The sequence below is a fragment of the Mycobacterium syngnathidarum genome (genome assembly GCF_001942625.1).
Classification (GTDB): Bacteria; Actinomycetota; Actinomycetes; order Mycobacteriales; family Mycobacteriaceae; genus Mycobacterium; species Mycobacterium syngnathidarum.
Genome location: NZ_MLCL01000033.1, coordinates 117,060 through 139,976, shown reverse-complemented (window position 1 = coordinate 139,976; position 22,917 = coordinate 117,060). Strand labels below are relative to the sequence as shown.

Sequence of the window (22,917 nt, the reverse complement as noted above, 5' to 3'; positions counted from 1 at the left end):
GTTACGGCAGCGGTCCGCCCGCGGCGATGGCGGACAGGGTGGCGAACTGCTCGCCGTCCAGCGACGCGCCACCGACGAGCGCCCCGTCGACGTCGGTCTGCGCCACGATCTCACCCACGTTCTTGGCATTGACCGAACCGCCGTAGAGCACCCGGACTCCGGCCGCGAGCTCAGCAGACGCCAATGCTGCGATCTCCTTGCGGATGGCTCCACAGACCTCCTGGGCGTCGGCCGCACTGGCCACCCGGCCCGTCCCGATGGCCCACACCGGCTCGTAGGCGATGACGGCCTGACCGATCTGCTCCTTGCTCAGACCGGCCAGAGACCCGCGCAGCGAGTTCACGTTGTACTCGACGTGGTTGCCCGCCTCGCGCACCTCGAGCTGCTCGCCGATGCAGATGATCGGGGTGATGCCGTGCTTGAACGCGGCGGCGGCTTTGGCGGCCACCACTGCATCGTCCTCGTGGTGGTACGTACGCCGCTCGGAGTGCCCCACGACCACGAAGCTGCAGCCGAGCTTCGCCAGGAACGCCCCGCTGATGTCACCGGTGTAGGCGCCCGAGTCGTGCTGTGACAGATCCTGCGCCCCGTAGGTCAGACGCAGCTTGTCCCCGTCGACCAGCGTCTGCACACTGCGCAGATCGGTGAACGGCGGAATGACCGTGACATCCACTTTGTCGAAGTACTTGTCCGGCAAGGCGAATGCGATCTTCTGCACCAGCGCGATGGCCTCGAAATGATTGAGGTTCATCTTCCAGTTGCCGGCGATCAAAGGCTTGCGTGCGGCTTTCGACATGGTTTCTACGACTCCAGTACTTCGATGCCGGGCAGGGTTTTGCCCTCAAGGTATTCCAGCGACGCGCCGCCGCCGGTCGAGATGTGCGAGAAACCGTCCTCGGCCAGGCCCAGCTGGCGCACCGCGGCCGCTGAATCCCCACCACCGACGACGCTGAAAGCGCCCTTCTCGGTGGCGCCGATGATGGCCTCGGCCACTCCCTTGGTGCCCGCCGCGAACGCCGGGAACTCGAACACGCCCATCGGGCCGTTCCAGAACACGGTCTTGGCGTTGGACAGCAGAGCGGTGAAACGCTTCACCGACTCCGGACCGATGTCCAGACCCATCTTGCCGTCGGGGATGCGGTCCGAGGCCACGGTCTCCGGCTCGGCGTCGGCGGCGAACTTGTCGGCTACCACGATGTCCACCGGAAGGTGGATCACGTCGGCGTAGGTGTCCAGCAGTCGCTTGCAGGTGTCGATCATCTCCTCCTGCAACAGCGAGGTTCCAACCGAAACCCCTTGAGAGGCAAGGAAGGTGAAGCACATGCCGCCGCCGATGATGAGGCTGTCAGCCTTGGTGGCAAGGTTCTCGATCACCGCGAGCTTGTCCGAGACCTTGGACCCGCCGAGGACCACGGCATACGGCCGTTCAGTCGAGCTGGTGAGCTGCTCGAGCACCTTCACCTCGGCGTCGACCAGCGTGCCGGCGTAGTGCGGCAGCAGGGTGGCGACGTCGTAGACGGAAGCCTGCTTGCGGTGGACCACGCCGAACCCGTCGGAGACGAAGGCGCCCGGTGAGCCGTCGGCGCCCTCTACCAGGGCAGCCAGCGCCTTGGCCAGCGCCAACCGCTCGGCATCGTCCTTACTGGTCTCTCGCGGATCGAAGCGGATGTTCTCCAGCAGCAGGACGTCGCCATCGGTCAGGCCCTCGGCCCGGGCCAACGCATCGGTGCCGACGACATCGCCGGCCAGCTGCACGTGGCGGCCCAGCTTCTCCCCCAGCGCCGCGGCGACCGGCGCCAGCGACAACTTCGGGTCCGGGACACCCTTGGGGCGGCCCAGGTGCGCGGTGACGACCACCTTGGCCCCCGCCTCGGCCAGCGCGGACAGGGTCGGGACCGAGGCGATGATACGGCCGGGATCGGTGATCTGCCCCTGGTCATCGAGAGGGACGTTGAGGTCGGAGCGGACCAGAACGCCGCGCCCTTCTACGCCCTCGGCCAACAGGTCGGCGAGTGTCTTGACAGTCATTGTTACTAGAGCGACTTCCCTACGAGAGCGACCAGATCGACGAGTCGGTTGGAGTAGCCCCACTCGTTGTCGTACCAGGAGACGACCTTGGCCTGATTGTCGATGACCTTAGTCAGGCCGGAGTCGAAGATCGAACTGTGCGGGTCGGTGACGATGTCGCTCGACACGATCGGCGCGTCGTAGTACTTCAAGATGCCCTTCATCGGTCCCTCGGCAGCGGCCTTCATCGCTGCGTTGATCTCCTCGGCGGGTGCCGGCTTGGCCAGCTCGGCAGTCAGGTCGGTGACCGAACCGGTGGGAACCGGGACGCGCAGCGCGTAGCCGTCCAGTTTGCCCTTGAGCTCGGGCAGCACCAGGCCGATGGCTTTGGCGGCGCCGGTGGAGGTCGGCACGATGTTCAGCGCGGCAGCGCGGGCGCGGCGCAGATCCTTGTGCGGGCCGTCCTGCAGGTTCTGGTCCTGGGTGTAGGCGTGGATCGTGGTCATCAGGCCCTTGACGATGCCGAACTCGTCGTTGAGGACCTTGGCCAGCGGGCCGAGGCAGTTGGTGGTGCAGGAGGCGTTGGAGATGATGTTCTGGCTGCCGTCGTACTTGTCGTCGTTGACGCCCAGCACGATCGTGATGTCCTCGTCGGACGCCGGTGCGGAGATGATGACTTTCTTGGCGCCGGCATCGAGGTGACCTTGTGCCTTGTCGCGCTTGGTGAAAATGCCCGTCGATTCGACGACCACGTCCACGCCGAGGTCGCCCCACGGCAGGGCCGCCGGGCCCTCCTTGACCTCGAGGGCCTTGATCTTCTTGTCACCGATGACGATGGTGTCCTCGCCTTCGAGGCTGACGTCCTGCGGCAGGCGGCCGAGAATCGAATCGAACTTCAGCAGGTGAGCCAGGGTCGCGTTGTCGGTGAGGTCGTTGACCGCCACGATCTCGATGTCAGAGTTCTTGCCCTCGGCCTGCTGCGTCGCCAGGGCCCGGTAGAAGTTGCGCCCGATGCGGCCGAAGCCGTTAACGCCTACCCGGATGGTCACGTGATTCTCCCTCGGTTGCCGGTAACTGCCCGCCGCCAGCCTAGTGCCGAAAAAGCCCCACTGTGCGGCTTGGCTAGTGCATCAGATGTCGCGGTCGTGTAGGGCGAGTTGGTCGACTTCGTGCGGGTCCTGGCCCATCAGATCGGCGATCAGTCCCTCATCCGACAGATCCATCGGCTCAGAGTGTTTCCAGTCGTGATGAGCCACCTCGTTCAGGCGCTTGATGATGTGGTGATCGGTCACCTCGATGGCCAGTTCGCGACGGTGGTCAAAGCTGCCCGGGGAGAAATTGATCGAACCGACGATGGCCCGCTCGTGATCGGCCAGGATCATCTTGGCGTGCAGCTTCATGTGCTTGAGCCGGTGGATCTTGATGCCGACGTCGTCGAGGATGCGCATCCCACTCACGCCCTCCAGCAGCTTGCCCGATTTGAGATGATGGGCCGCCCGGGCCATGACGTGGACCTTCACCCCCCGGTGCGCGGCGCGGACCAGTCGCTCGATGATCACCGGATCCTGATAGCGCTCGTTCTGGACGAACAGGGTGTGTTCGGCGCTGTCGACGAACTCGGCGATGCGATGCCTGCCGTTGGTCGGGCACCAGATCAGGTGGGCCCCGCCGCCGGGATCGAAATCCTCACGCGCCCAATCCGCTTCGAAGCAGTCGATGATCTCGGCAACCTCATAGGCACTCGGAGTGACGACGGCGTAATCGCGCGTCACCGTGAAGTTCTCCTCGGTCCAGTTCAGCGACTCGACGAAGGCGTACTCGTCGTCGACGACCATGGACTTCTCGTGGGTCAGGTCGAATGCCGGGTTGCTCTGACGGACCTCGATGCCGTACCGCTGCAACGTCTCTCGCACGGCGTCGTTGTCGGTCTGCCCGTCGCGGCGCTCGGGGTTGAGCATGACCTTGACGTCCACGCCGCGTCGACGAGCAGCCACCACTGCCTCCAGCAGCGCCCGATGGGTGAAGGCGAACATCTTGATCCGCACGGATCGCTCGGCGCCGGCGATCGCATCGATCACGGGCTTGGCAGAGTCGTCGGGCAGGATGATCAGGGAACGCGTCACGTTGTCTCGTCCTCGTATTGGATGCGGTGCAACTCGGCATATCTGCCGTCTGCGGTCAGGAGCTCGGTGTGGGTGCCCTCCTCCACCACCCGGCCCTGCTCGAGCACGACGATCTTGTCCGCGTCGCGAATCGTGCTGAGCCGGTGGGCGATCGTGATCACCGTGCGCCCGGTCATCAATCGCTGCAACGCAGACATCACCAGGTGCTCGGACTCCGCGTCCAGCGCAGCGGTCGGTTCGTCCAAGATGAGGATGGGGCTGTCCCGGATCAGGGCACGGGCAATGCCGATGCGCTGACGTTGACCGCCGGAGAGGGTCAGGCCCCGCTCACCGACCGGGCTGTCATAGCCCAGTGGCATTGCCGAGATGAACTCGTGCGCATTCGCCAACTTGGCCATCTCGACGATCTCGTCGTGATCGGCTTCGGGCCGGCCGAAGGCGATGTTGTCGCCGATGGTGCCCCGGAACAGCACGGTGTCCTGCAATACATAGGCGATCTGGCTGCGAAGTTCATGGAGTTTGTAGTCGCGCAGGTCGACCCCGTCGATCCGGACGGTGCCCGCACTCGGGTCGTAGAACCGCGGAATCAGGCTGACCAGACTGGATTTTCCGCTCCCGGTGTGCCCGACTACGCCCACCAGCTGACCGGGTTGCACGTCGAAGGTGACCTCACGCAACACGGGGGTTTGGCTGTCGTAGCCGAACGCCACCCGATCGAAGCTGATCGCTCCGGTGAGCTGCTCAGGCACGACCGCGTCGGGTTTCTCCTGAACCGAGGTCTCGGCGGTCAGCAGGGCGTTGACGCGATCCACGCCGACCGAGGCCATGGCGATGGTGTTGGTGAGCTTGGCCAGATCCTGGACCGGTTTGAAGAACGACGCCAGATAAGAGATGAACACGGTCAGCGTGCCTGCCGTCATCACGCCCGCGAGGATGAGCGCCGACCCGCGCCACAACACCAGCGCGGTGCAGGCCGCTACCACGACGCCGACGATCGGCGACACCACCGATTTCACGCGACGCGCATCGAGCGCGGCGTCGACCGCCTGTTGACCGGCCAGCGCCAGCTGACGTTCCTGCATGTCCTCGCGATCGAATGCCTTGACCACGCGGATGGACTGCAGGCCCTCCTCGGCGACCGCGACGATGTCCGATTCGCGTTTGCGCACTTCATGGGTCGCCGCCTTGACGGCCTTCCGGATCCGGGACACGAACAACAGCAGCAGGGGCGCGACGGCGAGCGCGACGAGCGTGAAATCCCACTGCAGCCACAACATCATCGCCAGCATGCCCACGATGGTCAGCAGGTCGGTCGCGATGCCCAGGGTCGAGGACGACGCGAAGCCCTGGATGGTGTCGACGTCGTCGGTGAGCGTGCTCAGGATGGGACCGACCCGATGGGTGTCGAAGTAGTTGAGCGACAACTGCTGCAGGTGATGGTAAGCGCGGGTGCGCAGGTCGTTGCCGATGCGCTGGCCGACCGTTTCGGTCAGGTAGTTGGACACATATGACGCGATCGCTGCCACCACGGCGATGACCACGACCATGATCGCCGCCAGACCCGCGATGTGCATCTTGCTGTCGCCGCCGAGCAGCGGCCGCAGCATCCCGTGGAGCCACCCCGGCAAGGGGTGGTGGCCGACCACACTGTCCAGCACGACCTTCAGCGGCCACGGCGCGGCCAGGCCGGTGGCGATCTGCACCAGCAGGACCGCGAAGATTCCGGCGACCAGCAACCGGTAGGGGCGGATCAGCTCAAGAATCAGTCTCATCGCGACCGCTGCCTCAATCTTGGGGTTGACGTCGAAGTTTGTCGCAACACACTACATCGCTCCGATGGCACCAGCGTGACTCAAGGGCGACAAACTGGCATGTGGCGGCAACGACTGGGAGCCAACGGGCTAGCGCATGGCGCTCTGCACCGGCAGCTCCTGAACCGTACGCTCGACAGTCGTTGTGGGATCGCTGTTTTCATGCCACCCGGGCGGGCCGAACAGGTAGCCGAGCCGGCCGCGCCAGGTGCGGGCCCGCCAGACGTCGCCGACCATGGCCACGAATTCGTGGTAATTGACCTTGACCGGGTTGTGGGTGTCGATGTTCTTCGTCAGGCCGTAGCGCACGGGTTCGTCCTCGGCGACGAAGGTGCCGAACATTCGGTCCCACAGGATGAAGATGCCTGCATAGTTCTTGTCGAGGTATGGGTTGTTGGCGCCGTGATGCACCCGATGGTGCGACGGGGTGTTGAACACGAACTCGATTGCGCGAGGCAGCCTGTCGATGCGCTCGGTGTGGATCGGGAACTGGTAGAGCAGCACGATCGATTGCGACACGAATACCAGCCAGGCCGGAATGCCGACGAGTGCCAATCCGACAAAGCCGATCGTGGACAGAAACGATCCGGGAATCAGCCACGACAAGCGCAGGGCGGTGGACAGGTTGAAGTACCGGCTCGAGTGGTGCACGTTGTGCGCCGCCCAGAACATCCGGACGCGGTGCGACATCCGGTGTTGCAGGTAGTAGGCCAAGTCGGCCAACACGATGGCAAACGGCCAGACCCACCAATGCGATGCCGACAGGTGCAGGGGCGTCACGGCCGCGGCGACCGCCACCATGGGCACGGCGATGAATTTTTCCAGCGGCCGCCCGACGATGCCCAGCGCGTAGATCGACAGGTTTGTGCCGGTGTCCCGCCAAGACACGCCGGACCGGGGCCGGGCTGAATCGTCGCCCTTGCCCGAGTCGGCCTTGTCGAATCGATAGCTGAGGAACTCGACCGCCATCAGGACGAAGAAGGCGGGCAGGGCGTAGAGCCCGATGCGCACGGGATCCATCGGGGGGCTACCTCTTGCCCTTCTTGTTGTCTTTCTTGGGCATACCGGCCAGCTGCCAGGCCAGGGCCTGACCGAAGAGCTCCTCGGGAACGCGATCGGGGTCGATGCGCCGCTGCCGGATCAACCCCTGGAAGAGCGCGAGAACCACCACGGCGAAACCCTCCACGGAGACGCTGTCGTCGATGTTGTTGCGCTCCAGCGCATCAGCCAGGATTTCGCGCAGTGAGAGCAGCGTGTGCGCCGAGCGGTCCCGCAGGGTCTGCATGGAGTTGGGTTGACGCACGGCGTGCAACCAGAATTCGGCCTGGATCGCCTCGAACTCGATGTCGTTGTCGGCGATCTCGACGAGTACCCGACCCAGGGCTCTCAGCGGTGTTGTGTCGGCGTTCCCGGAGATGGTCTGTACCACCTGGTCGAGCCGACCGGAGGCACGTTCGTTCATCAGCTCGGAGAACAGCTTCTCCTTGCTGGAGAAGTTCGAATAGACCGCGCCTACCGAGTATCCCGCCGCCGCGGCGATCTCATCCACCGATGCCGCGGCATAACCCTTACGGGCGCAGGTCTGGGCGGCTGCCTCCAGCAGCGCCGCCCGGGTCCGGGCCTGCGTTTCAGCCCTGGTCAGCCGCGCCGGCGTGGCGTCCTTGTCACTTCGTTCGTCGACCATATTTCAGATAGTAGCCGTTATCTGAACTTTCGGATAGTGTCCGCTATCCGAACTCGTGTGGCGCCGCGACGAGTTTCACCCTGCGGTTTCCGTCATGGATCGCGCTACGACTGTTGGAGGACCGCGCCTTTCCGTGCGGAACGGTCCTGCTGCGGTACGAAACCAAACGCGACGGATCGCAAACACGGCAGTTCGGCGGGCGGCAAATGCCGATGGGCTCGACTTGCCCGGAGCCGAGCTTGGTTGGGGTGACGGGATTCTCACCCGATCCGGACCGAAGACGCGCTCTGATAACACATTTCGCATTGCGTACATGGCAATGCCGAGGCGGTGCTAGCGTGCGCCAGATAGCGCATCCAATCGAATAGTCCAGCAGAGGAATCCGTGACCCGCAGCGAGGAAAGCCCGTCCGAACCTGTCGGCGCGACCGATCCCGCTGATCTCACCCTGCCCCTGTACGGAGCGAATGTTCGGTGAAGACCCGCAACTCGCACAGATCGATACCGGCTTCGGTCCCCTGCGCTTCGTACAACTGGTCGGCGCTACCGCCGACACCCTTGCTGCCGCCCAATCACAGGGCGACGGAGTGCAAGGGACACTTCAGATGCTCGAATCGATGGCCGAGTCCAATCCGCTGCTCGTGACGGACATCAGGCGCGGCGTCCACCTGAAATAGGCGCGAGTCGAAGCTCAGGCGTCGTCGAGCAGATCCGGAGTCACCGCCGACTCGGTGTCGGGCAGCCCCTCCTGCTTGGCCTTCCGATCGGCCATCGAGAGCAGGCGCCGGATACGGCCGGCCACAGCATCTTTGGTCATCGGCGGATCAGCCAGCCGGCCCAGCTCTTCCAGCGAGGCCTGCCGGTGTTCCACCCGCAGCTTGCCCGCCGCAGCCAGATGATCGGGCACCCCGTCACCCAGTATGTCCAGCGCGCGCTCCACCCGGGCCGCCGCTGCCACCGCGGCACGCGCCGACCGGCGCAGGTTCGCGTCATCGAAATTGGCAAGGCGGTTGGCGGTGGCGCGGACCTCGCGGCGCATGCGCCGTTCCTCCCACGTCAACCGCGTGTCCTGGGCTCCCATCCGGGTCAGCAACGCGCCGATCGCCTCGCCGTCACGGACCACCACCCGGTCACTGCCACGCACCTCGCGGGCCTTGGCGCTGACTCCGAGCCGCCTGGCCGCACCGACGAGGGCCAGTGCCGCCTCCGGACCGGGGCAGCTGACCTCCAGCGCCGACGACCGTCCCGGCTCGGTCAACGATCCGTGCGCGAGGAACGCGCCACGCCACGCCGCCTCGGCATCACCGACGCTGCCTCCGACCACCTGCGCGGGCAGGCCGCGCACCGGTCGTCCACGAAGATCGAGCAATCCGGTCTGCCGCGCGAGCGCCTCGCCGTCGGCGGCCACCCGCACCACATAGCGGGTGTTCTTGCGGATGCCGCTGGCCGACAGCACGTGCACCACCGCGTTGTACCCGTACAGGTCGTAGATGTCCTTGCGCAGACGGCGCGCGATGATCCCGAGGTCTACCTCGGCTTCGACCACAACCCGGCCCGCCACGATGTGCAAGCCGCCGGCAAAGCGCAACAACGAGGCCACCTCCGCACGGCGAGCGCTGACCGAGTTGACTACGAGACGGCTCAGCTCGTCCTTCACCTCGGCTGTCATCGCCACGGATCGTCCCCTCTCGGTGTATTCGGCGCCGGCTCCTGGCGCGCCACGTCGACCGACCTCGCTGCGGGCGTGGGAACGGTGGGCTCCTGCACGGCACCGGGCGCCATCGCGCGCAACCGGACACCTTCCAGCACCGCGGCCAACTTCGCCGGGTCATGTAAAGGTGTACCAGGTCGGGACACGTCAGCAAACTCAACACGGGCATTGAGGATGTTGGCAGTGCGGCTGAGTTGCTCCCGTTCGCGGTCGCTCGGCACCCGGCTGGCATCGACGATGATGTCATGCACGCTGAAGTCCGGGGCATGCTGGGCCAGAACGTGGATGTGGCGCTCGGCCGAGAACCCCGCGGTTTCGCCCGGCTCGGCCGCCAGATTCAAGACGAGCGCCCGCCGCGCCGTCGTCGACCGCAGTGCCGCGGCCAACTGCGGCACCAACACATGAGGGATCACGCTGGTGAACCACGAGCCTGGCCCGAGCACCACCAGGTCGGCACTCATGATCGCCTCAACCGCCTGCCGGGTGGCCGGCGGATCGCCGGGCAGCAGCCGGACCCGGCGCACCTTGCCCACCGTGGTGGCAATTGCCACCTGGCCGCGGATCACCCGGCTCATCCGAGGATCGGATTCGAGGCCCGCAACGTCGGCCTCGATCTGCAGGGCGATCGGGCACATCGGCAGCACCCGGCCCTTCACCCCCAGGATCCGCCCGAGCTCGTCGAGAGCCGCAACCGGATCGGCCAGCACCTCACTGAGGCCGGCCAGGATCAAATTGCCGATCGGGTGACCGGCCAGCGCGCCGCTACCGCCGAAGCGGTGCTGGATGATCGTCGCCCACAGCCGGCCATGCGGGCTGTCAGAAGCCAACGCCGCCAAAGCCATTCGCAGATCACCAGGGGGCACCACGTCGAGTTCGCCGCGCAACCGACCCGACGATCCGCCGTCGTCGGCGACTGTCACCACGGCCGTCACGTGTGGGCTGAGCCGACGCGCCGCGGACAGGGTGGCGTACAACCCGTGCCCTCCACCGAGGGCCACGATGCGCGGGGTCATTCGCGACCCAGATCCCGGTGCAGCACGTGTACGGTCAGCCCGTCACCGCCCTGCAAACGCTCAGCCAGCGCCTCGGCGATCGCCACACTCCGATGTTTGCCGCCGGTGCACCCGATGGCGACGGTCATATAACGCTTCCCCTCCCGGCGATAACCGGCGATCACCACGTCCAACAGACGATGGTAGGTGTCCAGAAATTCCCTGGCCCCCGGTTGGCCGAGCACGTAGTCACGCACGTCCGGATGTTGACCGGTATGCGGCCGTAGCTCGTCCACCCAGTGCGGGTTCGGCAGGAACCGCACGTCCATCACAGTGTCCGCGTCCATCGGCAGGCCGTACTTGTAACCGAAGGACTCCACGGTGACATTCGTGTAGGCGACGGTCTCTCCGCCGAACGCCCGCTCGATGCTCTCCCGCAGGGCAGGGACCGGCAGGGCAGACGTGTCGATGACCAGATCGGCGGCCGCGCGCACCGGCGCCAGCAACGCCCGCTCGGCGGCGATTCCCTCCGCCAGGGTCTGGGTGCCCTGCAACGGGTGACTACGCCGATTCTGCTCGTAGCGACGGACCAGGATGTCGTCGGACGCCTCGAGAAACAACACCCGCGGGGTGATGCTGCGAGCCGCCAACTCGTTGCGAACCCAATCGAGATCGCCGGTGAAACCGCGCGACCGCACATCCATCACCACGGCTAGCTGTGTGATCCGTGATCCGGCCGCCAACCCCAACTCGACCATCCGGGCAATCAGCTCCGGCGGCAGGTTGTCGGCGACGTACCAGCCGAGGTCCTCCAACACCTTGGCGGCGGTGCCGCGGCCCGCGCCGGACAGGCCGGTGACCAGCACCACGTCGATATCCGAATCCGCATCCGCACCACCCGCGATGCCGCCCTCGCGCAGATGTTCGTTCATCCGCGACCCGCCTGGCTACTCATGTCCCCGTTACCCGTCATCCCGACACCCTGCGTCGATCATCCTCGATAAGCGTTGCGGGCGCCCCTGAATCGCCCAGTCCGGAGTTCTCACTTCGCGGGTCACCATTTTCGGGTGATCCACCGAGTGCGGCGAGGACGGCCTTCGCCGTCGCCACACCGATCCCCGGCACCGCGGTGATCTCCTCGACTGTGGCCTCTTTGAGTCTGGCCACCGAGCCGAAGTGCGTCACCAACGCCTTGCGGCGTTGCTCGCCCAGACCACGCACCGAGTCGAGCGCCGAGGCGGTCATCCGCTTGGACCGCTTGCTGCGGTGATAGCTGATCGCGAACCGGTGTGCCTCGTCGCGCACACGTTGCAACAAATACAGCCCCTCGCTGTTGCGCGGGAAAATGACCGGATCCGGCTCGGACGGCACCCACACCTCTTCAAGCCGCTTCGCCAGCCCTATCACCGCGACATCGGTGACGCCCAGTTCGTCGAGCACCGCAGCGGCCGCGTTGACCTGGGGGGCGCCGCCGTCCACCACGAACAGGTTGGGCGGATAGGCGAACCGGCGCGGGCGCTGCTCGGCGCTCGGGTCGGGCTGCCCATCGCTGACGTGCCGCAGAAAGCGACGCCGCGTCACCTCGGCGATCGACGCGACATCGTCAGAACGCCCCTCACCGGCGGCCTCCCGGATCGCGTAATGCCGGTAGTCCGACTTGCGCGGCAGCCCATCCTCGAACACCACCAGTGAGGCGACCACATCGGTGCCCTGCACATGGCTGATGTCGACACACTCGATCCGCAACGGCGCCTCGGCCAGGCCCAGCGAATCCTGAATGCTCTGCAGCGCTTCCGATCTCGCGTTGAAGTCGCCGGCACGCTTGAGCTTGTGTTGGGTCAGGGCCTCATGGGCGTTGCGCGCCACGGTCTCGGCCAGGGTGCGCTTGTCGCCGCGTACCGGCACGCGCAGGCTCACCCGCGAGCCGCGAAGCCCCGACAACCAGGCGGACAGTTCATCGGCGTTGGGCGGCAGTACCGGCACGAGCACCTCCCGCGGCACCGGGTTCGTCGCCTCGTCGGCCGCACCGCCCAGTTCGGCCTGCTCGCCGTAGAACTGGGTGAGGAACTGCTCGACGAGGTGTTCCTGCCCGGTTTGCTCTGGACCCGAATCACGGGTCGCCTCCGGCTCCGACGACTTTTCGACGATCCATCCGCGCTGCCCCCGGACCCGGCCTCCACGCACGTGGAACACCTGCACCGCCGCCTCAAGATCGTCGTCGGCGAACGCCACCACGTCGGCATCCGTACCGTCGCCGAGCACCACGGCCTGCTTCTCCAGCGCCCGCTTGAGCGCCGCGATGTCGTCACGCAACCGGGCGGCCCGCTCGAAGTCCAGCTCCTCGGCGGCCGCGGTCATCTGCTGCTCCATGTCGCGGGCCAACCTGTCGGTCTTGCCCGACAGAAAATCGCAGAAGTCCAGCACGATCCGCCGGTGCTCCTCGGCACTGACCCGGCCGACGCACGGCGCCGAACACTTGTCGATGTAGCCGAGCAGGCACGGCCGGTCGATCTGCCTGTGCCGCTTGAACACTCCCGCCGAGCAGGTCCGGGCCGGAAACACCCGGGTCAACAGGTCGAGCGTCTCGCGGATCGCCCATGCATGCGAATACGGGCCGAAGTACCGCACGCCCTTACGCCGTGGCCCGCGGTACACCATCAGCCGTGGGTACTCCTCGTTGAGCGTGACCGCCAGCACCGGGTACGTCTTGTCGTCGCGGTAGCGGATGTTGAAGCGCGGATCGAATTCCTTGATCCAGTTGTACTCCAGCTGCAGTGCCTCGACCTCGGTGGTGACCACCGTCCATTCGACACTGCCCGCGGTCATCACCATCTGCCGAGTGCGCGGCGCGAGGCTCGCGACATCGGCGAAGTACGACGTCAGCCGGCTGCGCAGGCTCTTGGCCTTGCCGACATAGATGACCCGGCCATGCGGGTCCCGGAATCGGTACACACCCGGCTGCACTGGTATCGATCCGGGCGCCGGCCGGTACGTCGCTGGATCGGGCACGGTTTCCAGGTTACTGCCGCGATCGGACTGAACTCCGCTACCGTCGAGGTGTGCGATTGCTGGCGTCCACACGTTCGGTCATCGCCCTGCTCAGTGTCGCCGCGACAGTCCTGGCCGGATGCGCCGGCGACCATCGGCGACCGGCGAAGGCCGTCGCCGGACCCTGCCAGATTGTGTCGAACGGCACCCCGCTACCCAAACCTCCTCCCCCTCCGCGGCCGCCGGCCGGCCCGGCCGCACCGGCTCCGCCGCCCGACCTGGCGACCAACCCCGAGATCGGCACCGGCTACCGCAGCGACATGACGGCCGTCCGCACGGCAACCTACGCGGTGGCCACCGCCAATCCGCTGGCCACCGAAGCAGCGTGCAAGGTGCTGCGCGGCGGCGGCAGCGCCGCCGACGCGCTGGTGACCGCACAGGCCGTCCTCGGCCTGGTCGAGCCTCAGTCCTCCGGGCTCGGCGGCGGTGGATTCCTGCTGTACTACGACGCGGCAGGCAACTCCGTACGCGCATTCGACGGACGCGAGACCGCCCCGGCCGCGGCGACCGAGAACTACCTGCGCTGGGTTTCGGACTCCGATCGCACCGTGCCCAAACCCGATGCCCGGGCATCGGGCCGCTCCATCGGGGTGCCGGGCATTGTCCGACTGCTCGATGACGTCCACCACCAGTTCGGCAAGAAAGCCTGGCGCGAGCTGTTCGACCCCGCCGTGTCACTGGCCGATCAGGGATTCGACATCAGCCCCCGGCTGGCGGCCTCGATCGACGATGCTCACGCCCAACTGCGACTGGACCCCGCCGCCGCACGCTACTTCCTCAACACCGACGGCAGCCCCAAACCGGTCGGCACTCGCATGACCAACCCCGCCTACGCGAAAACCTTGGGCGCCATCGCATCCGACAGAGCCCGGGCCTTCTACACCGGCGACATCGCCCGCGCCGTCGTGGCGGCCACCGCCGATACCAGCGGCGGCCGCACACCGGGACTGATGACCGAGCAGGACCTCGCCACCTACGCCGTCAAACAACGCGAACCGGTGTGCACCACCTACCGCGGCCGCGAGGTCTGCGGTATGCCGCCGCCGTCCTCGGGTGGCATCGCGGTGGCAGCCACCCTCGGCATCCTCGAGCACTTCCCCATGAGCAACTACAAGCCGGCCCGCCTCGACCGCAACGGCGGTCATCCGTCGGTGACCGGCGTGCACCTGGTCTCGGAGGCCGAACGTCTCGCCTACGCCGACAGAGACCGCTACGTCGCCGACACCGATTTCGTCCCGCTTCCCGGCGGATCGCCCGAAACCCTGCTCGACGTTGCCTATCTCACCAGCCGGGCCGCCCTGATCTCCCGGGACCACACGATGGGTGTGGCCGCGCCCGGGGATTTCGCGCCCCCGATGACGATCCCACCGGCGCCCGAGCACGGCACCAGCCAGATCAGCGTCATCGACAGCTTCGGCAATGCCGCATCCCTGACCACCACGATCGAGTCCGCATTCGGCTCGTTCCACATGGTCGACGGCTTCCTGCTCAACAACCAGCTCACCGACTTCTCCGCCGAGCCGACCAGCGCCGAAGGCCAACCGCTGCCCAACCGGGTGCAACCCGGCAAACGCCCGCGCAGCACCATGGCACCCACCCTGGTATTCGACAAGACCGGGCCGCAGCGGGGGCCCCTGTACGCCGTACTGGGCTCCCCCGGCGGTGCGCTGATCATCCAGTTCGTCGTGAAAACCCTTGTCGGCATCCTGGATTGGAAACTGGATCCGCAGCAGGCGGTATCGATGATCGATTTCGGCGCGGCCAATACACCGGTCACGAATGTGGGCGGTGAGCATCCATTGGTCGACACCGTCGCCAACGGAGACCGTGATCAACTGGTCGAGGGCCTGCGGGCACGCGGACATCAGGTTTCACTGGCCGATCAGTCCAGTGGGCTCTCAGCGCTGGTGCGCACATCGTCGGGCTGGATCGGGGGCGCCGATCCGCGCCGCGAAGGTCTGGTGCTCGGCGACGTCGGTTGATCCCGCGCGACTCAGCCGCGTTGCGCGCGGTACCGGTCGATCAGATCCCGGACTTCGTCCATAGCCTCGACGGCGCGGGCCTTGTCGATCGCCTGGATCGCCATCACCGGGATGTACTCGTCGTCGGGCAGGTCCAAACGAGCCCATCGGGCTCCCACCGGGAAGGACACCCCGAGCGCCTCGGACCAGGGAATCACCTTGAAACCGACCAGATTCCGGACCGCTACGCCCGCGGGGCCGACCTTCAGCCGGGGCCGGGCGAACAACAGCACCACGCACGCGATGATCGCTCCCAGCAAGGCGATCGCCACCTGGTCGGAGGTCTGGAAGACCACGCCGGTGGACCCCACCTTGAGCAGGACGCCGACCGCGACGTGCGCCAGAAAGATGATCAAGGCGGCGCCGTACGCGAAATACGGTGTCCGGTAAGGCCGGATGTCGATGTCCCAGCTGTCCCTCGTCATTTCTTCGGTCTTCTTCTCGGTCATCGAGGTCACGCCTTGGCGCGCAGTTCCCGCAGGGTCAGCGCTGTCGACAGGGCGGCGGCTGCCGCCTGGGCGCCCTTGTCCTCGGTGGAATCCGGGAGACCGGCGCGGTCCAGGGCCTGGGCCTCGTTGTCGGTGGTGAGCACACCGTTGGCGACTGGAGTCGACGCATCGAGCGACACCCGCGTCAAGCCCTGCGTCACCGCGTCACACACGTAGTCGAAATGCGGGGTCTGCCCGCGAATGACCACACCCAACGCCACCACCGCGTCATGGGTGGCCGCCAATGCCTGTGCCACCACCGGGATTTCGATGGCGCCGAGCACCCGCACCACCGTCGGATCGTCGATGCCGGCTTCGGCGGCGACCTTGCGGGCACCGTCGAGCAGCGCATCGCAGATCTGGGTGTGCCAAGTGCTGGCCACGATCGCCAGCTTCACGTTCGACGCGTCCACCTGGGGCAGATCGGGAACTCCGTGGCCGCTCACAGGCTCGAACCCGAATCGGTCCCGCTGGGCGGCCTGCGGTCACCGAGGAGGTAGACCGCCTCGTCGTAGTCGTCCATGCTCACCGCTTCGTCGTAGTCCTCAAGCCCGATGAGGTCGTGACCCATCCGGTCCCGCTTGGTCATCAGGTAGCGGATGTTCTCCGAGTTGGCCCGCACCGGCAGCGGCACTCGCTCGATGATGTGCAGCCCATAGCCGTCGAGCCCCACCCGTTTGGCCGGATTGTTGGTCAGCAACCGCATGGACCGGATACCGAGGTCGACCAGGATCTGGGCGCCGATGCCGTAGTCGCGGGCGTCGGCGGGCAGACCCAGTTTGAGATTCGCGTCGACGGTGTCCTCACCGGCATCCTGCAGTTGATAGGCCTGCAACTTGTGCATCAGACCGATGCCCCGGCCCTCATGGCCGCGCATGTACAGCACCACGCCGCGACCTTCACGCGCCACCATCGCCATCGCGGCGTCCAGCTGCGGCCCGCAGTCACAGCGCCGCGAACCGAACACGTCACCGGTCAGGCATTCGGAGTGCACGCGAACGAGGACGTCGTGACCGTCGCTGGCCGGCCCGGAGATGTCGCCGCGCACCAGCGCCACGTGCTCGACATCCTCGTAGATGCTCTTGTAGCCGACGGCCACGAACTCGCCGTGCCGGGTCGGGATCCTGGCCTCGGCGATGCGCTCGATGTGCTTCTCGTGCTTGCGGCGCCACTCGATCAGGTCGGCGATCGAGATCAGCGCCAGGTCGTGATCGTCGGCGAAGACACGCAGCTCATCGGTGCGCGCCATGTCGCCTTCGTCCTTCTGGCTGACGATCTCGCATATCGCCCCGGCGGGCTGCAGCCCGGCCAGGCGGGCCAGATCCACGGCGGCCTCGGTGTGCCCAGGGCGGCGCAGTACCCCGCCGTCCTTGGCGCGCAACGGAACCACGTGGCCGGGCTTGGTGAAGTCGTCGGCGACGGTGGACGGATCGGCCAACGCGCGCATCGTGGTGGCCCGGTCGGATGCCGAAATACCCGTTCCCACATCCTTTTTCGCATCCACCGTGACGGTGTAGGCGGTGCCGTGCTTGTCCTGGTTGACCGCGTACATCGGCAACAGGCCCAGCCGGTCGCAGATTTCGCCGTCCAGCGGCACACACAGATACCCCGAGGTGTAGCGGACCATGAACGCCACGAGTTCGGGAGTCGCCTTCTCGGCGGCGAAGATGAGATCGCCCTCGTTCTCGCGATCTTCGTCGTCGATCACCACCACGGCTTTGCCCGCCGCGATATCGGCTATCGCCCTCTCGACGGAGTCGAGCCTGGTCATCTGCGCCACCTTGCCTGTTCTCGTGCCAGGCCCCCAATGCGGGACCATGTGCCGACTCCAGTATGAACCACCGAAATCCAGCGGTTATTGCCAGCTCTTACTCACCGGGACCGGCCATCAGCCGTTCCACATATTTCGCGATGATGTCGACCTCGAGGTTGACCGTGGTTCCCACCCTGGCCCGGCCCAGCGTGGTGAGCTCGACAGTGGTGGGGATCAGCGATATCTCGAACCAGTCATCAGCCACCGCGGACACGGTCAGCGAGACCCCGTCGACCGTGATCGAGCCCTTCTCCACGACGTAACGCGACAGCGCGGCAGGCAGGCCGATGCGCACCACTTCCCAATGCTCGAAGGGCGTGCGGGAAATCACAGTGCCGGTGCCGTCCACATGGCCCTGAACGATGTGACCACCGAGGCGGCTGTTGACCGCGGCGGCCCGCTCCAGATTGACCTGGCTACCGACCCCGACTCCGCCCAGACTCGACCGGTTGAGCGTCTCCCCCATCACGTCGGCGGTGAACACGCCGTCGGGCAGCACATCCACCACGGTCAGGCAGACCCCGTTCACCGCGATCGAATCGCCGTGACCGGCATCTGCGGTGACCACGGGCCCACGGATGGTGAACCGGGCAGCATCGGTCAGCTCCGCCTTGTCGACCAGGACACCCAGTTCTTCAACGATTCCGGTGAACACGCCGACCAGAGTATTCATTCAACAGTGAGTCGGGGAAAACGCCCGGGGGCGGTGAGCCTCTACGATGCAGTCATGCAGACGCGCCCACGGTTCGCAGTCCAGTCCTTACTCGCAATCCTCTTCACCGCGGCGGCCCTTGTCGCCGGCTGCTCGTCGTCTTCGGAGACGTCGAACGCCCCGTTGCCCGATGCAGCCACGCTGTTGCAGGATTCCGCGGCCACCACCAAGGCCCAGCAGAGCGTGCATCTGCTGCTGACCGTGCAGGGCACGATCAAGGGCCTGCCCATCGAGAAACTCGACGGCGACCTGACCAATACGCCCGCCGTGGCCGCGCAGGGCACCGTCGATCTCGACGCCTTCGGCCAGAAGATCTCCGACGCGAAGTTCGTGGTCGCCGACGGGACCCTGTATGCCGCACTGACCGCGGGCGATCCGCTGTCCGATTACGGACCGGCCGAGAAGATCTACGACGTGTCGACCATCCTGAACCCCGACCTCGGCCTGGCCAACGTGCTGTCGAACTTCACCGACCCCAAGGCCGAGGGCCGCGAATCCATCAACGGCACCGAGGGGGTCCGCGTGACCGGCACGGTCAGCGCTGACGCCGTCAACAAGATCGCCCCGCAGCTCAAGGCTGAGGGCCCGGTCCCGGGCACCGCGTGGATCTCCGAAGAAGGCGACCACGCCCTGCTGCAGGCCAAGCTCGAACCCACCCCCGGAAACAGCGTCACCATGACCCTGACTGACTGGGGCAAGCAGGTCTCCGTCACCAAGCCTGCGTCCTGATGCGGGCCGCGGAGTCGGTGAGGTCCGGCCGCAACCGCCACATCGCGATCAGCGCGGGCAGCCTTGCCGTGCTGCTCGGCGCTCTCGACACCTATGTCGTGGTCACGATCATGACCGACATCATGGCCGACGTCGGGATCGCGATAAACAAGATCCAGCAGGTCACGCCGATCATCACCGGTTACCTGCTGGGCTACATCGCGGCGATGCCGCTGCTGGGCCGGGCCTCGGACCGGTTCGGACGCAAGATGCTGATCCAGGTCGGCCTGGCCGGTTTTGCTGTCGGCTCGGTGATCACCGCGCTGTCTGGCGACCTGACCATGCTGGTCATCGGCCGCGTCGTACAGGGCACCGCCAGTGGCGCGCTCCTCCCGGTGACACTGGCGCTGGCCGCCGACCTGTGGGCGGCCCGCAACCGGGCCGCGGTGCTGGGTGGTGTCGGTGCCGCACAGGAATTCGGCAGCGTGCTCGGCCCGCTCTACGGCATCGGTGCGGTGGCGCTGTTCCACCACTGGCAGGCGGTGTTCTGGATCAACGTGCCGCTGGCCGCCGTCGCCATGGCGATGATCCATTTCAGCCTGCCGGGCAAGGAACCGAGCGACCATCCCGAGAAAGTCGATGTCGTCGGTGGGGTCCTGCTGGCGATCGCGTTGGGTCTGGCCGTCGTGGGGCTGTACAACCCGGAGCCGGACGGCAAGCACGTCCTGCCCGAATGGGGCCTTCCGCTGCTGATCGGTGCGCTGGTGGCGGCGGTGGCGTTCTTCGTATGGGAGAAGGTCGCCCGCACCCGGCTGATCGAGCCCGCGGGCGTGAAGTTCGTGCCGTTCCTCGCCGCGCTCGCCGCATCGTTGTGCACCGGCGCGGCGCTGATGGTGACGCTGGTCAACGTCGAGCTGTTCGGTCAGGGCGTGCTCGGCAAGGACAAATACGAGGCCGCGTTCCTGCTGCTGCGGTTCCTGATCGCATTGCCGATCGGCGCGCTGATCGGTGGCTGGATCGCCACCCGGGTCGGGGATCGCATCGTCAGCTTCGCCGGCCTGATGATCGCCGCCGGTGGTTTCTGGCTGATCACCCAGTGGTCGATCGATGTGCTCGACAAGACCTACGACTTGGCCCTGGTCCAGTTGCCGGTGCTCGACACCGATCTGGCGATCGTGGGCCTGGGGCTCGGACTGGTGATCGCTCCGCTCACCTCGGCCACCTTGCGGGTGGTGCCGGCCGCGCAACACGGCATCGCCTCGGCATTCGTCGTGGTGGCCCGCATGATCGGCATGCTCATCGGCATGGCGGCGCTGTCGGCCTGGGGTCTGTACCGCTTCAATCAGCATCTGGCCGGCCTGGCAGCTGCGGCGAACACCAGCGAAATGTCGCTGCAGGAGCGGCTGGCGTCGCAAGCCACCCGCTATCGCGAGGCATATGTGTCGATGTACGGCGACATTTTCGGTATCACCGCGATCGTCTGCGTGGTGGGTGCGGTGCTCGGCCTGCTGATCGCCGCGCGCCACTTCCACGCCGACGAGCTCGACGGCCCGCCGGCCGGCGACGGCGCGCCTACCCGCGACGACGGCGACGTTTCGACCGGCCAGCTCTACTTGCCGACGCAGGTACTGCCGGCGCAGTCCACCGAGGGGACGGTGCAGCTACCGCGCCAGCAGCAGCCGGGGCGGCACCGATCCGACTGAGCCGTTCAGCAACGCTCGACACCAGGGCGGAGTAAACGTGGTGCCCGGCCGGCCTCGGCCGGCCGGCTGGGCAGCACGAGGCGGAGTGGGGCGCGCACCAACGCCCGAATTGCGCGAGGGGAAAATGGTGTGGCGGGGAGCCAGTCCTGCAGTGCAGTCATGCTCGCGTCCTTTGCTCGGGTTCACCGGGCGCGAATTCGGCAGTGAACGCGCTTTGGTACGAGTGTACCGATCAACACCACCAGCGCCCGGTTCGCCGCCCAGCCTAACTTAGGCCACCCTAACTACAGCTGGATACCTCCGGCCGGCCTGCCGTCAGTTGGGCACCAGGCTCAGGCGAACATCGGGTCCGATGGCGGTGATGCCGTCGAACCTCCACCGCTGCGCGTGCACGAGACTCGGCACCCCGATGTCATCGACCGCGGTGATCGGGCCACCCAGCAGCATCGGCGCCACATAAGCCAGGATCCGGTTTACCACGCCGGCCCGCAGGAACGCCCCGGCCAGCGTCGGCCCGCCCTCAAGAAGCACATCAGTCCGATCCCCCAGCGACCGCATCACTTCATGCGGATCGTGGGTGCGGATCAGCATCGTGTGGGAATCGTCGTTGAGCACCTTGGCATCCGGCGATACTTCGCGCATACCCACCACCACCCGCAGCGGCTGATGATCGGTGAGCGAGCCGTCGGGCCGGCGCGCGGTCAACGCCGGATCGTCGACGAATACTGTCCCGGTACCGGCCACGATCGCATCGGCTGCGGCGCGCTTGCGATGCACATCCGCGCGGGCGGCCTCACTGGTGATCCACTGGCTGGAACCGTCGGCAGCGGCGCTGCGGCCGTCCACACTGGTGGCGAATTTCCATGTGACATGGGGCAATCCGGTGCGCTGCTTGTGCAGCCATTCACGCAGAGGTCCCTGCTCCACCTCTTCGGCAAGCAAACCCGGGCTGACCGTGACACCGGCATCGACAAGCCGTTGCGCACCGCCCGCCGCCGCCGGATTCGGATCGGAAGCCGCGTAGGTGACAGACGAAATGCCTGCCGCCAGAAGCGCATCCACACACGGCGGGGTGCGACCATGGTGATTGCACGGTTCCAGGGTGACCACAGCTGCACCACCCTTGGCGCGCTCCCCTGCCGCCCGCAACGCCATCACCTCGGCGTGCGCGCCTCCGACCGGTTGGGTACCACCCACACCGACGATCTGTCCGTCGCTGTCCAGGATCACCGCACCGACCGGCGGGTTGGGGTACGTCGAACCTTTGACCTGTTCGGCCTGCTCGACGGCCAGCCGCATCGCGGCCTCGAGCGTCATAGCGTCAGATGTCTCGACGCGCTCGCAGCCTGCTGACGCAATGACTTCACCGCGGCGGCCGGGTCGGCGGCGCTGTACACCGCCGAGCCGGCGACAAAGCAGTCCACACCGGCTTCGGCGGCCTGTTCGATGGTGTCGGCATTGATGCCGCCATCGATCTCGATGACGATCGTCAGCTCACCGGAGTCGACGAGCCGCCGCGCGGTCCCCACCTTGGCGAGCACCTCCGGGATGAACTTCTGGCCACCGAAACCGGGTTCGACCGACATCACCAGCAGCGTGTCGAATTCCTTGAGGATCTCCAGGTACGGCTCCAGCGGGGTGCCGGGCTTCACCGACAGACCGGCCTTGGCGCCGGCGGCCCGGATGTCACGCGCCACGCCGACGGGGTTGTCGGTGGCCTCGGCGTGGAAGGTGACGTTGTACGCACCGGCTTCGGCGTACGGCGGCGCCCACCGCTCGGGCTGATCGATCATCAGGTGGCAGTCCATCGGAATGTCGGTGGCCTTGAGCAGCGACTCCACCACCGGCAGGCCCAACGTGAGGTTAGGGACGAAATGGTTGTCCATGACGTCGACGTGCAGCCAGTCGGCCCCGGCCACCGCGGCGACCTCATCGGACAGCCGCGCGAAATCAGCGGACAGGATGGATGGGGCGATCAGGGGTTCTGCCATGGCCGTCAGCCTATCTCGACACTCTTCGCGCAAGCGCTCATGCTCTTCGCGCAAGCGCTCATGCTCACGCTCATGCTCTTCGCGCAAGCGCTCATGCTCACGCTCA

21 protein-coding genes and 1 pseudogene are annotated in these 22,917 nt (G+C 66.5%); 5 read left to right on the top strand and 17 right to left on the bottom strand.

The annotated features are described in order from the left end of the window. Position 1: 1 nt before the first annotated feature. The 7 genes from tpiA to BKG60_RS11150 all read right to left on the bottom strand — a co-directional run bounded on the left by tpiA (position 2) and on the right by BKG60_RS11150 (position 7,625). Positions 2 to 796 carry a triose-phosphate isomerase gene (gene tpiA / locus BKG60_RS11180; RefSeq protein ID WP_070185973.1) on the bottom strand — a complete coding sequence of 265 codons (795 nt, stop codon included), beginning with the start codon at positions 794 to 796 and terminating at the stop codon, positions 2 to 4. Positions 797 to 801: 5 nt separating this feature from the next. Beyond that, on the bottom strand, positions 802 to 2,028 hold the full coding sequence (locus tag BKG60_RS11175) for a phosphoglycerate kinase (RefSeq protein WP_070185972.1): 1,227 nt from the start codon (positions 2,026 to 2,028) through the stop codon (positions 802 to 804). Between the two features lie 5 nt (positions 2,029 to 2,033). After that, positions 2,034 to 3,056, bottom strand: a complete 1,023-nt coding sequence (gene gap, locus BKG60_RS11170) for a type I glyceraldehyde-3-phosphate dehydrogenase (protein WP_070185971.1) — start codon at positions 3,054 to 3,056, stop codon at positions 2,034 to 2,036. Between the two features lie 81 nt (positions 3,057 to 3,137). Next, entirely contained in the window at positions 3,138 to 4,130 is a 993-nt protein-coding gene (locus BKG60_RS11165) for a phospholipase D-like domain-containing protein (protein ID WP_070185970.1), read from the bottom strand. Further along, a complete protein-coding gene (locus BKG60_RS11160) occupies positions 4,127 to 5,902 on the bottom strand; it encodes an ABC transporter ATP-binding protein (RefSeq protein ID WP_070185969.1) in 1,776 nt (591 codons plus the stop codon). The genes BKG60_RS11165 and BKG60_RS11160 overlap by 4 nt, the downstream gene beginning before the upstream one ends. A 129-nt stretch (positions 5,903 to 6,031) precedes the next feature. Then, complete coding sequence (locus BKG60_RS11155; RefSeq protein WP_070943666.1) at positions 6,032 to 6,961, bottom strand: sterol desaturase family protein; 930 nt, start codon at positions 6,959 to 6,961, stop codon at positions 6,032 to 6,034. A 7-nt stretch (positions 6,962 to 6,968) separates the two neighbouring features. After that, entirely contained in the window at positions 6,969 to 7,625 is a 657-nt protein-coding gene (locus BKG60_RS11150) for a TetR/AcrR family transcriptional regulator (protein WP_070185967.1), read from the bottom strand. A gap of 83 nt (positions 7,626 to 7,708) precedes the next feature. Between BKG60_RS11150 and BKG60_RS32435 the strand changes: the two are divergent. Together BKG60_RS32435 and BKG60_RS11140 are read left to right on the top strand one after the other, a co-directional pair. Further along, positions 7,709 to 7,798, top strand: a pseudogene (locus BKG60_RS32435) (dihydrofolate reductase family protein); the annotation flags it as partial. Positions 7,799 to 8,040: 242 nt separating this feature from the next. Next, a complete protein-coding gene (locus tag BKG60_RS11140; RefSeq protein WP_318263337.1) occupies positions 8,041 to 8,301 on the top strand; it encodes a suppressor of fused domain protein in 261 nt (86 codons plus the stop codon). A gap of 14 nt (positions 8,302 to 8,315) precedes the next feature. Here the strand turns inward: BKG60_RS11140 and whiA are convergent, their stop codons facing one another. The 4 genes from whiA to uvrC are packed head-to-tail and all read right to left on the bottom strand — an operon-like array spanning position 8,316 to position 13,336. Beyond that, positions 8,316 to 9,293: a DNA-binding protein WhiA gene (whiA, locus tag BKG60_RS11135; protein WP_080596716.1), complete on the bottom strand. Its 978-nt coding sequence runs from the start codon at positions 9,291 to 9,293 to the stop codon at positions 8,316 to 8,318. Continuing rightward, positions 9,290 to 10,348: a uridine diphosphate-N-acetylglucosamine-binding protein YvcK gene (gene yvcK, locus BKG60_RS11130; protein ID WP_070185965.1), complete on the bottom strand. Its 1,059-nt coding sequence runs from the start codon at positions 10,346 to 10,348 to the stop codon at positions 9,290 to 9,292. The genes whiA and yvcK overlap by 4 nt, the downstream gene beginning before the upstream one ends. After that, a complete protein-coding gene (gene rapZ, locus BKG60_RS11125) occupies positions 10,345 to 11,259 on the bottom strand; it encodes an RNase adapter RapZ (protein WP_070185964.1) in 915 nt (304 codons plus the stop codon). The genes yvcK and rapZ overlap by 4 nt, the downstream gene beginning before the upstream one ends. 37 nt (positions 11,260 to 11,296) lie before the next feature. Beyond that, positions 11,297 to 13,336, bottom strand: a complete 2,040-nt coding sequence (gene uvrC / locus BKG60_RS11120) for an excinuclease ABC subunit UvrC (protein ID WP_070185963.1) — start codon at positions 13,334 to 13,336, stop codon at positions 11,297 to 11,299. Positions 13,337 to 13,386: 50 nt separating this feature from the next. On the opposite strand from uvrC, the gene ggt reads away from it, so the two are divergent. Then, on the top strand, positions 13,387 to 15,357 hold the full coding sequence (gene ggt / locus BKG60_RS11110) for a gamma-glutamyltransferase (protein ID WP_207549536.1): 1,971 nt from the start codon (positions 13,387 to 13,389) through the stop codon (positions 15,355 to 15,357). A gap of 11 nt (positions 15,358 to 15,368) precedes the next feature. Here ggt and BKG60_RS11105 read toward each other — a convergent pair whose 3' ends face one another. The 4 genes from BKG60_RS11105 to BKG60_RS11090 all read right to left on the bottom strand — a co-directional run bounded on the left by BKG60_RS11105 (position 15,369) and on the right by BKG60_RS11090 (position 18,352). Next, the gene (locus BKG60_RS11105; RefSeq protein ID WP_070943746.1) at positions 15,369 to 15,845 is read right to left on the bottom strand and encodes a PH domain-containing protein; all 477 of its coding nucleotides are present in this window, start codon (positions 15,843 to 15,845) and stop codon (positions 15,369 to 15,371) included. 5 nt (positions 15,846 to 15,850) lie between these two features. Further along, on the bottom strand, positions 15,851 to 16,330 hold the full coding sequence (gene ribH, locus BKG60_RS11100) for a 6,7-dimethyl-8-ribityllumazine synthase (protein WP_070185962.1): 480 nt from the start codon (positions 16,328 to 16,330) through the stop codon (positions 15,851 to 15,853). Next, complete coding sequence (locus tag BKG60_RS11095) at positions 16,327 to 17,655, bottom strand: bifunctional 3,4-dihydroxy-2-butanone-4-phosphate synthase/GTP cyclohydrolase II (protein ID WP_036389821.1); 1,329 nt, start codon at positions 17,653 to 17,655, stop codon at positions 16,327 to 16,329. The genes ribH and BKG60_RS11095 overlap by 4 nt, the downstream gene beginning before the upstream one ends. Positions 17,656 to 17,752: 97 nt before the next feature. After that, complete coding sequence (locus BKG60_RS11090) at positions 17,753 to 18,352, bottom strand: riboflavin synthase (RefSeq protein WP_070186030.1); 600 nt, start codon at positions 18,350 to 18,352, stop codon at positions 17,753 to 17,755. A gap of 72 nt (positions 18,353 to 18,424) precedes the next feature. Here BKG60_RS11090 and BKG60_RS11085 point away from each other — a divergent pair, with 72 nt between their 5' ends. Both BKG60_RS11085 and BKG60_RS11080 read left to right on the top strand, forming a co-directional pair. Continuing rightward, the gene (locus tag BKG60_RS11085) at positions 18,425 to 19,138 is read left to right on the top strand and encodes an LppX_LprAFG lipoprotein (RefSeq protein ID WP_070943745.1); all 714 of its coding nucleotides are present in this window, start codon (positions 18,425 to 18,427) and stop codon (positions 19,136 to 19,138) included. Then, the gene (locus tag BKG60_RS11080; RefSeq protein ID WP_070943665.1) at positions 19,138 to 20,820 is read left to right on the top strand and encodes an MFS transporter; all 1,683 of its coding nucleotides are present in this window, start codon (positions 19,138 to 19,140) and stop codon (positions 20,818 to 20,820) included. Before BKG60_RS11085 ends, BKG60_RS11080 begins: the two co-directional genes overlap by 1 nt. A 315-nt stretch (positions 20,821 to 21,135) precedes the next feature. On the opposite strand, the gene ribD is transcribed toward BKG60_RS11080, so the two are convergent. Together ribD and rpe are read right to left on the bottom strand one after the other, a co-directional pair. Beyond that, positions 21,136 to 22,137, bottom strand: a complete 1,002-nt coding sequence (gene ribD, locus BKG60_RS11075; RefSeq protein WP_070185959.1) for a bifunctional diaminohydroxyphosphoribosylaminopyrimidine deaminase/5-amino-6-(5-phosphoribosylamino)uracil reductase RibD — start codon at positions 22,135 to 22,137, stop codon at positions 21,136 to 21,138. After that, complete coding sequence (gene rpe / locus BKG60_RS11070) at positions 22,134 to 22,811, bottom strand: ribulose-phosphate 3-epimerase (protein ID WP_070943664.1); 678 nt, start codon at positions 22,809 to 22,811, stop codon at positions 22,134 to 22,136. The genes ribD and rpe overlap by 4 nt, the downstream gene beginning before the upstream one ends. Positions 22,812 to 22,917: the final 106 nt, after the last annotated feature.

Bases quoted from the DNA above. Each gene is read 5' to 3' on its own strand.
- rapZ (WP_070185964.1), bottom strand. From the start codon at position 11,259: ATGAACGAACATCTGCGCGAGGGCGGCATCGCGGGTGGTGCGGATGCG.
- BKG60_RS11085 (WP_070943745.1), top strand. From the start codon at position 18,425: ATGCAGACGCGCCCACGGTTCGCAGTCCAGTCCTTACTCGCAATCCTC.
- BKG60_RS11095 (WP_036389821.1), bottom strand. From the start codon at position 17,655: ATGACCAGGCTCGACTCCGTCGAGAGGGCGATAGCCGATATCGCGGCG.
- BKG60_RS11105 (WP_070943746.1), bottom strand. From the start codon at position 15,845: ATGACCGAGAAGAAGACCGAAGAAATGACGAGGGACAGCTGGGACATC.
- BKG60_RS11160 (WP_070185969.1), bottom strand. From the start codon at position 5,902: ATGAGACTGATTCTTGAGCTGATCCGCCCCTACCGGTTGCTGGTCGCC.
- rpe (WP_070943664.1), bottom strand. From the start codon at position 22,811: ATGGCAGAACCCCTGATCGCCCCATCCATCCTGTCCGCTGATTTCGCG.
- BKG60_RS11080 (WP_070943665.1), top strand. From the start codon at position 19,138: ATGCGGGCCGCGGAGTCGGTGAGGTCCGGCCGCAACCGCCACATCGCG.
- tpiA (WP_070185973.1), bottom strand. From the start codon at position 796: ATGTCGAAAGCCGCACGCAAGCCTTTGATCGCCGGCAACTGGAAGATG.
- ribD (WP_070185959.1), bottom strand. From the start codon at position 22,137: ATGACGCTCGAGGCCGCGATGCGGCTGGCCGTCGAGCAGGCCGAACAG.
- BKG60_RS11175 (WP_070185972.1), bottom strand. From the start codon at position 2,028: ATGACTGTCAAGACACTCGCCGACCTGTTGGCCGAGGGCGTAGAAGGG.
- BKG60_RS11150 (WP_070185967.1), bottom strand. From the start codon at position 7,625: ATGGTCGACGAACGAAGTGACAAGGACGCCACGCCGGCGCGGCTGACC.
- BKG60_RS11155 (WP_070943666.1), bottom strand. From the start codon at position 6,961: ATGGATCCCGTGCGCATCGGGCTCTACGCCCTGCCCGCCTTCTTCGTC.
- yvcK (WP_070185965.1), bottom strand. From the start codon at position 10,348: ATGACCCCGCGCATCGTGGCCCTCGGTGGAGGGCACGGGTTGTACGCC.
- whiA (WP_080596716.1), bottom strand. From the start codon at position 9,293: ATGACAGCCGAGGTGAAGGACGAGCTGAGCCGTCTCGTAGTCAACTCG.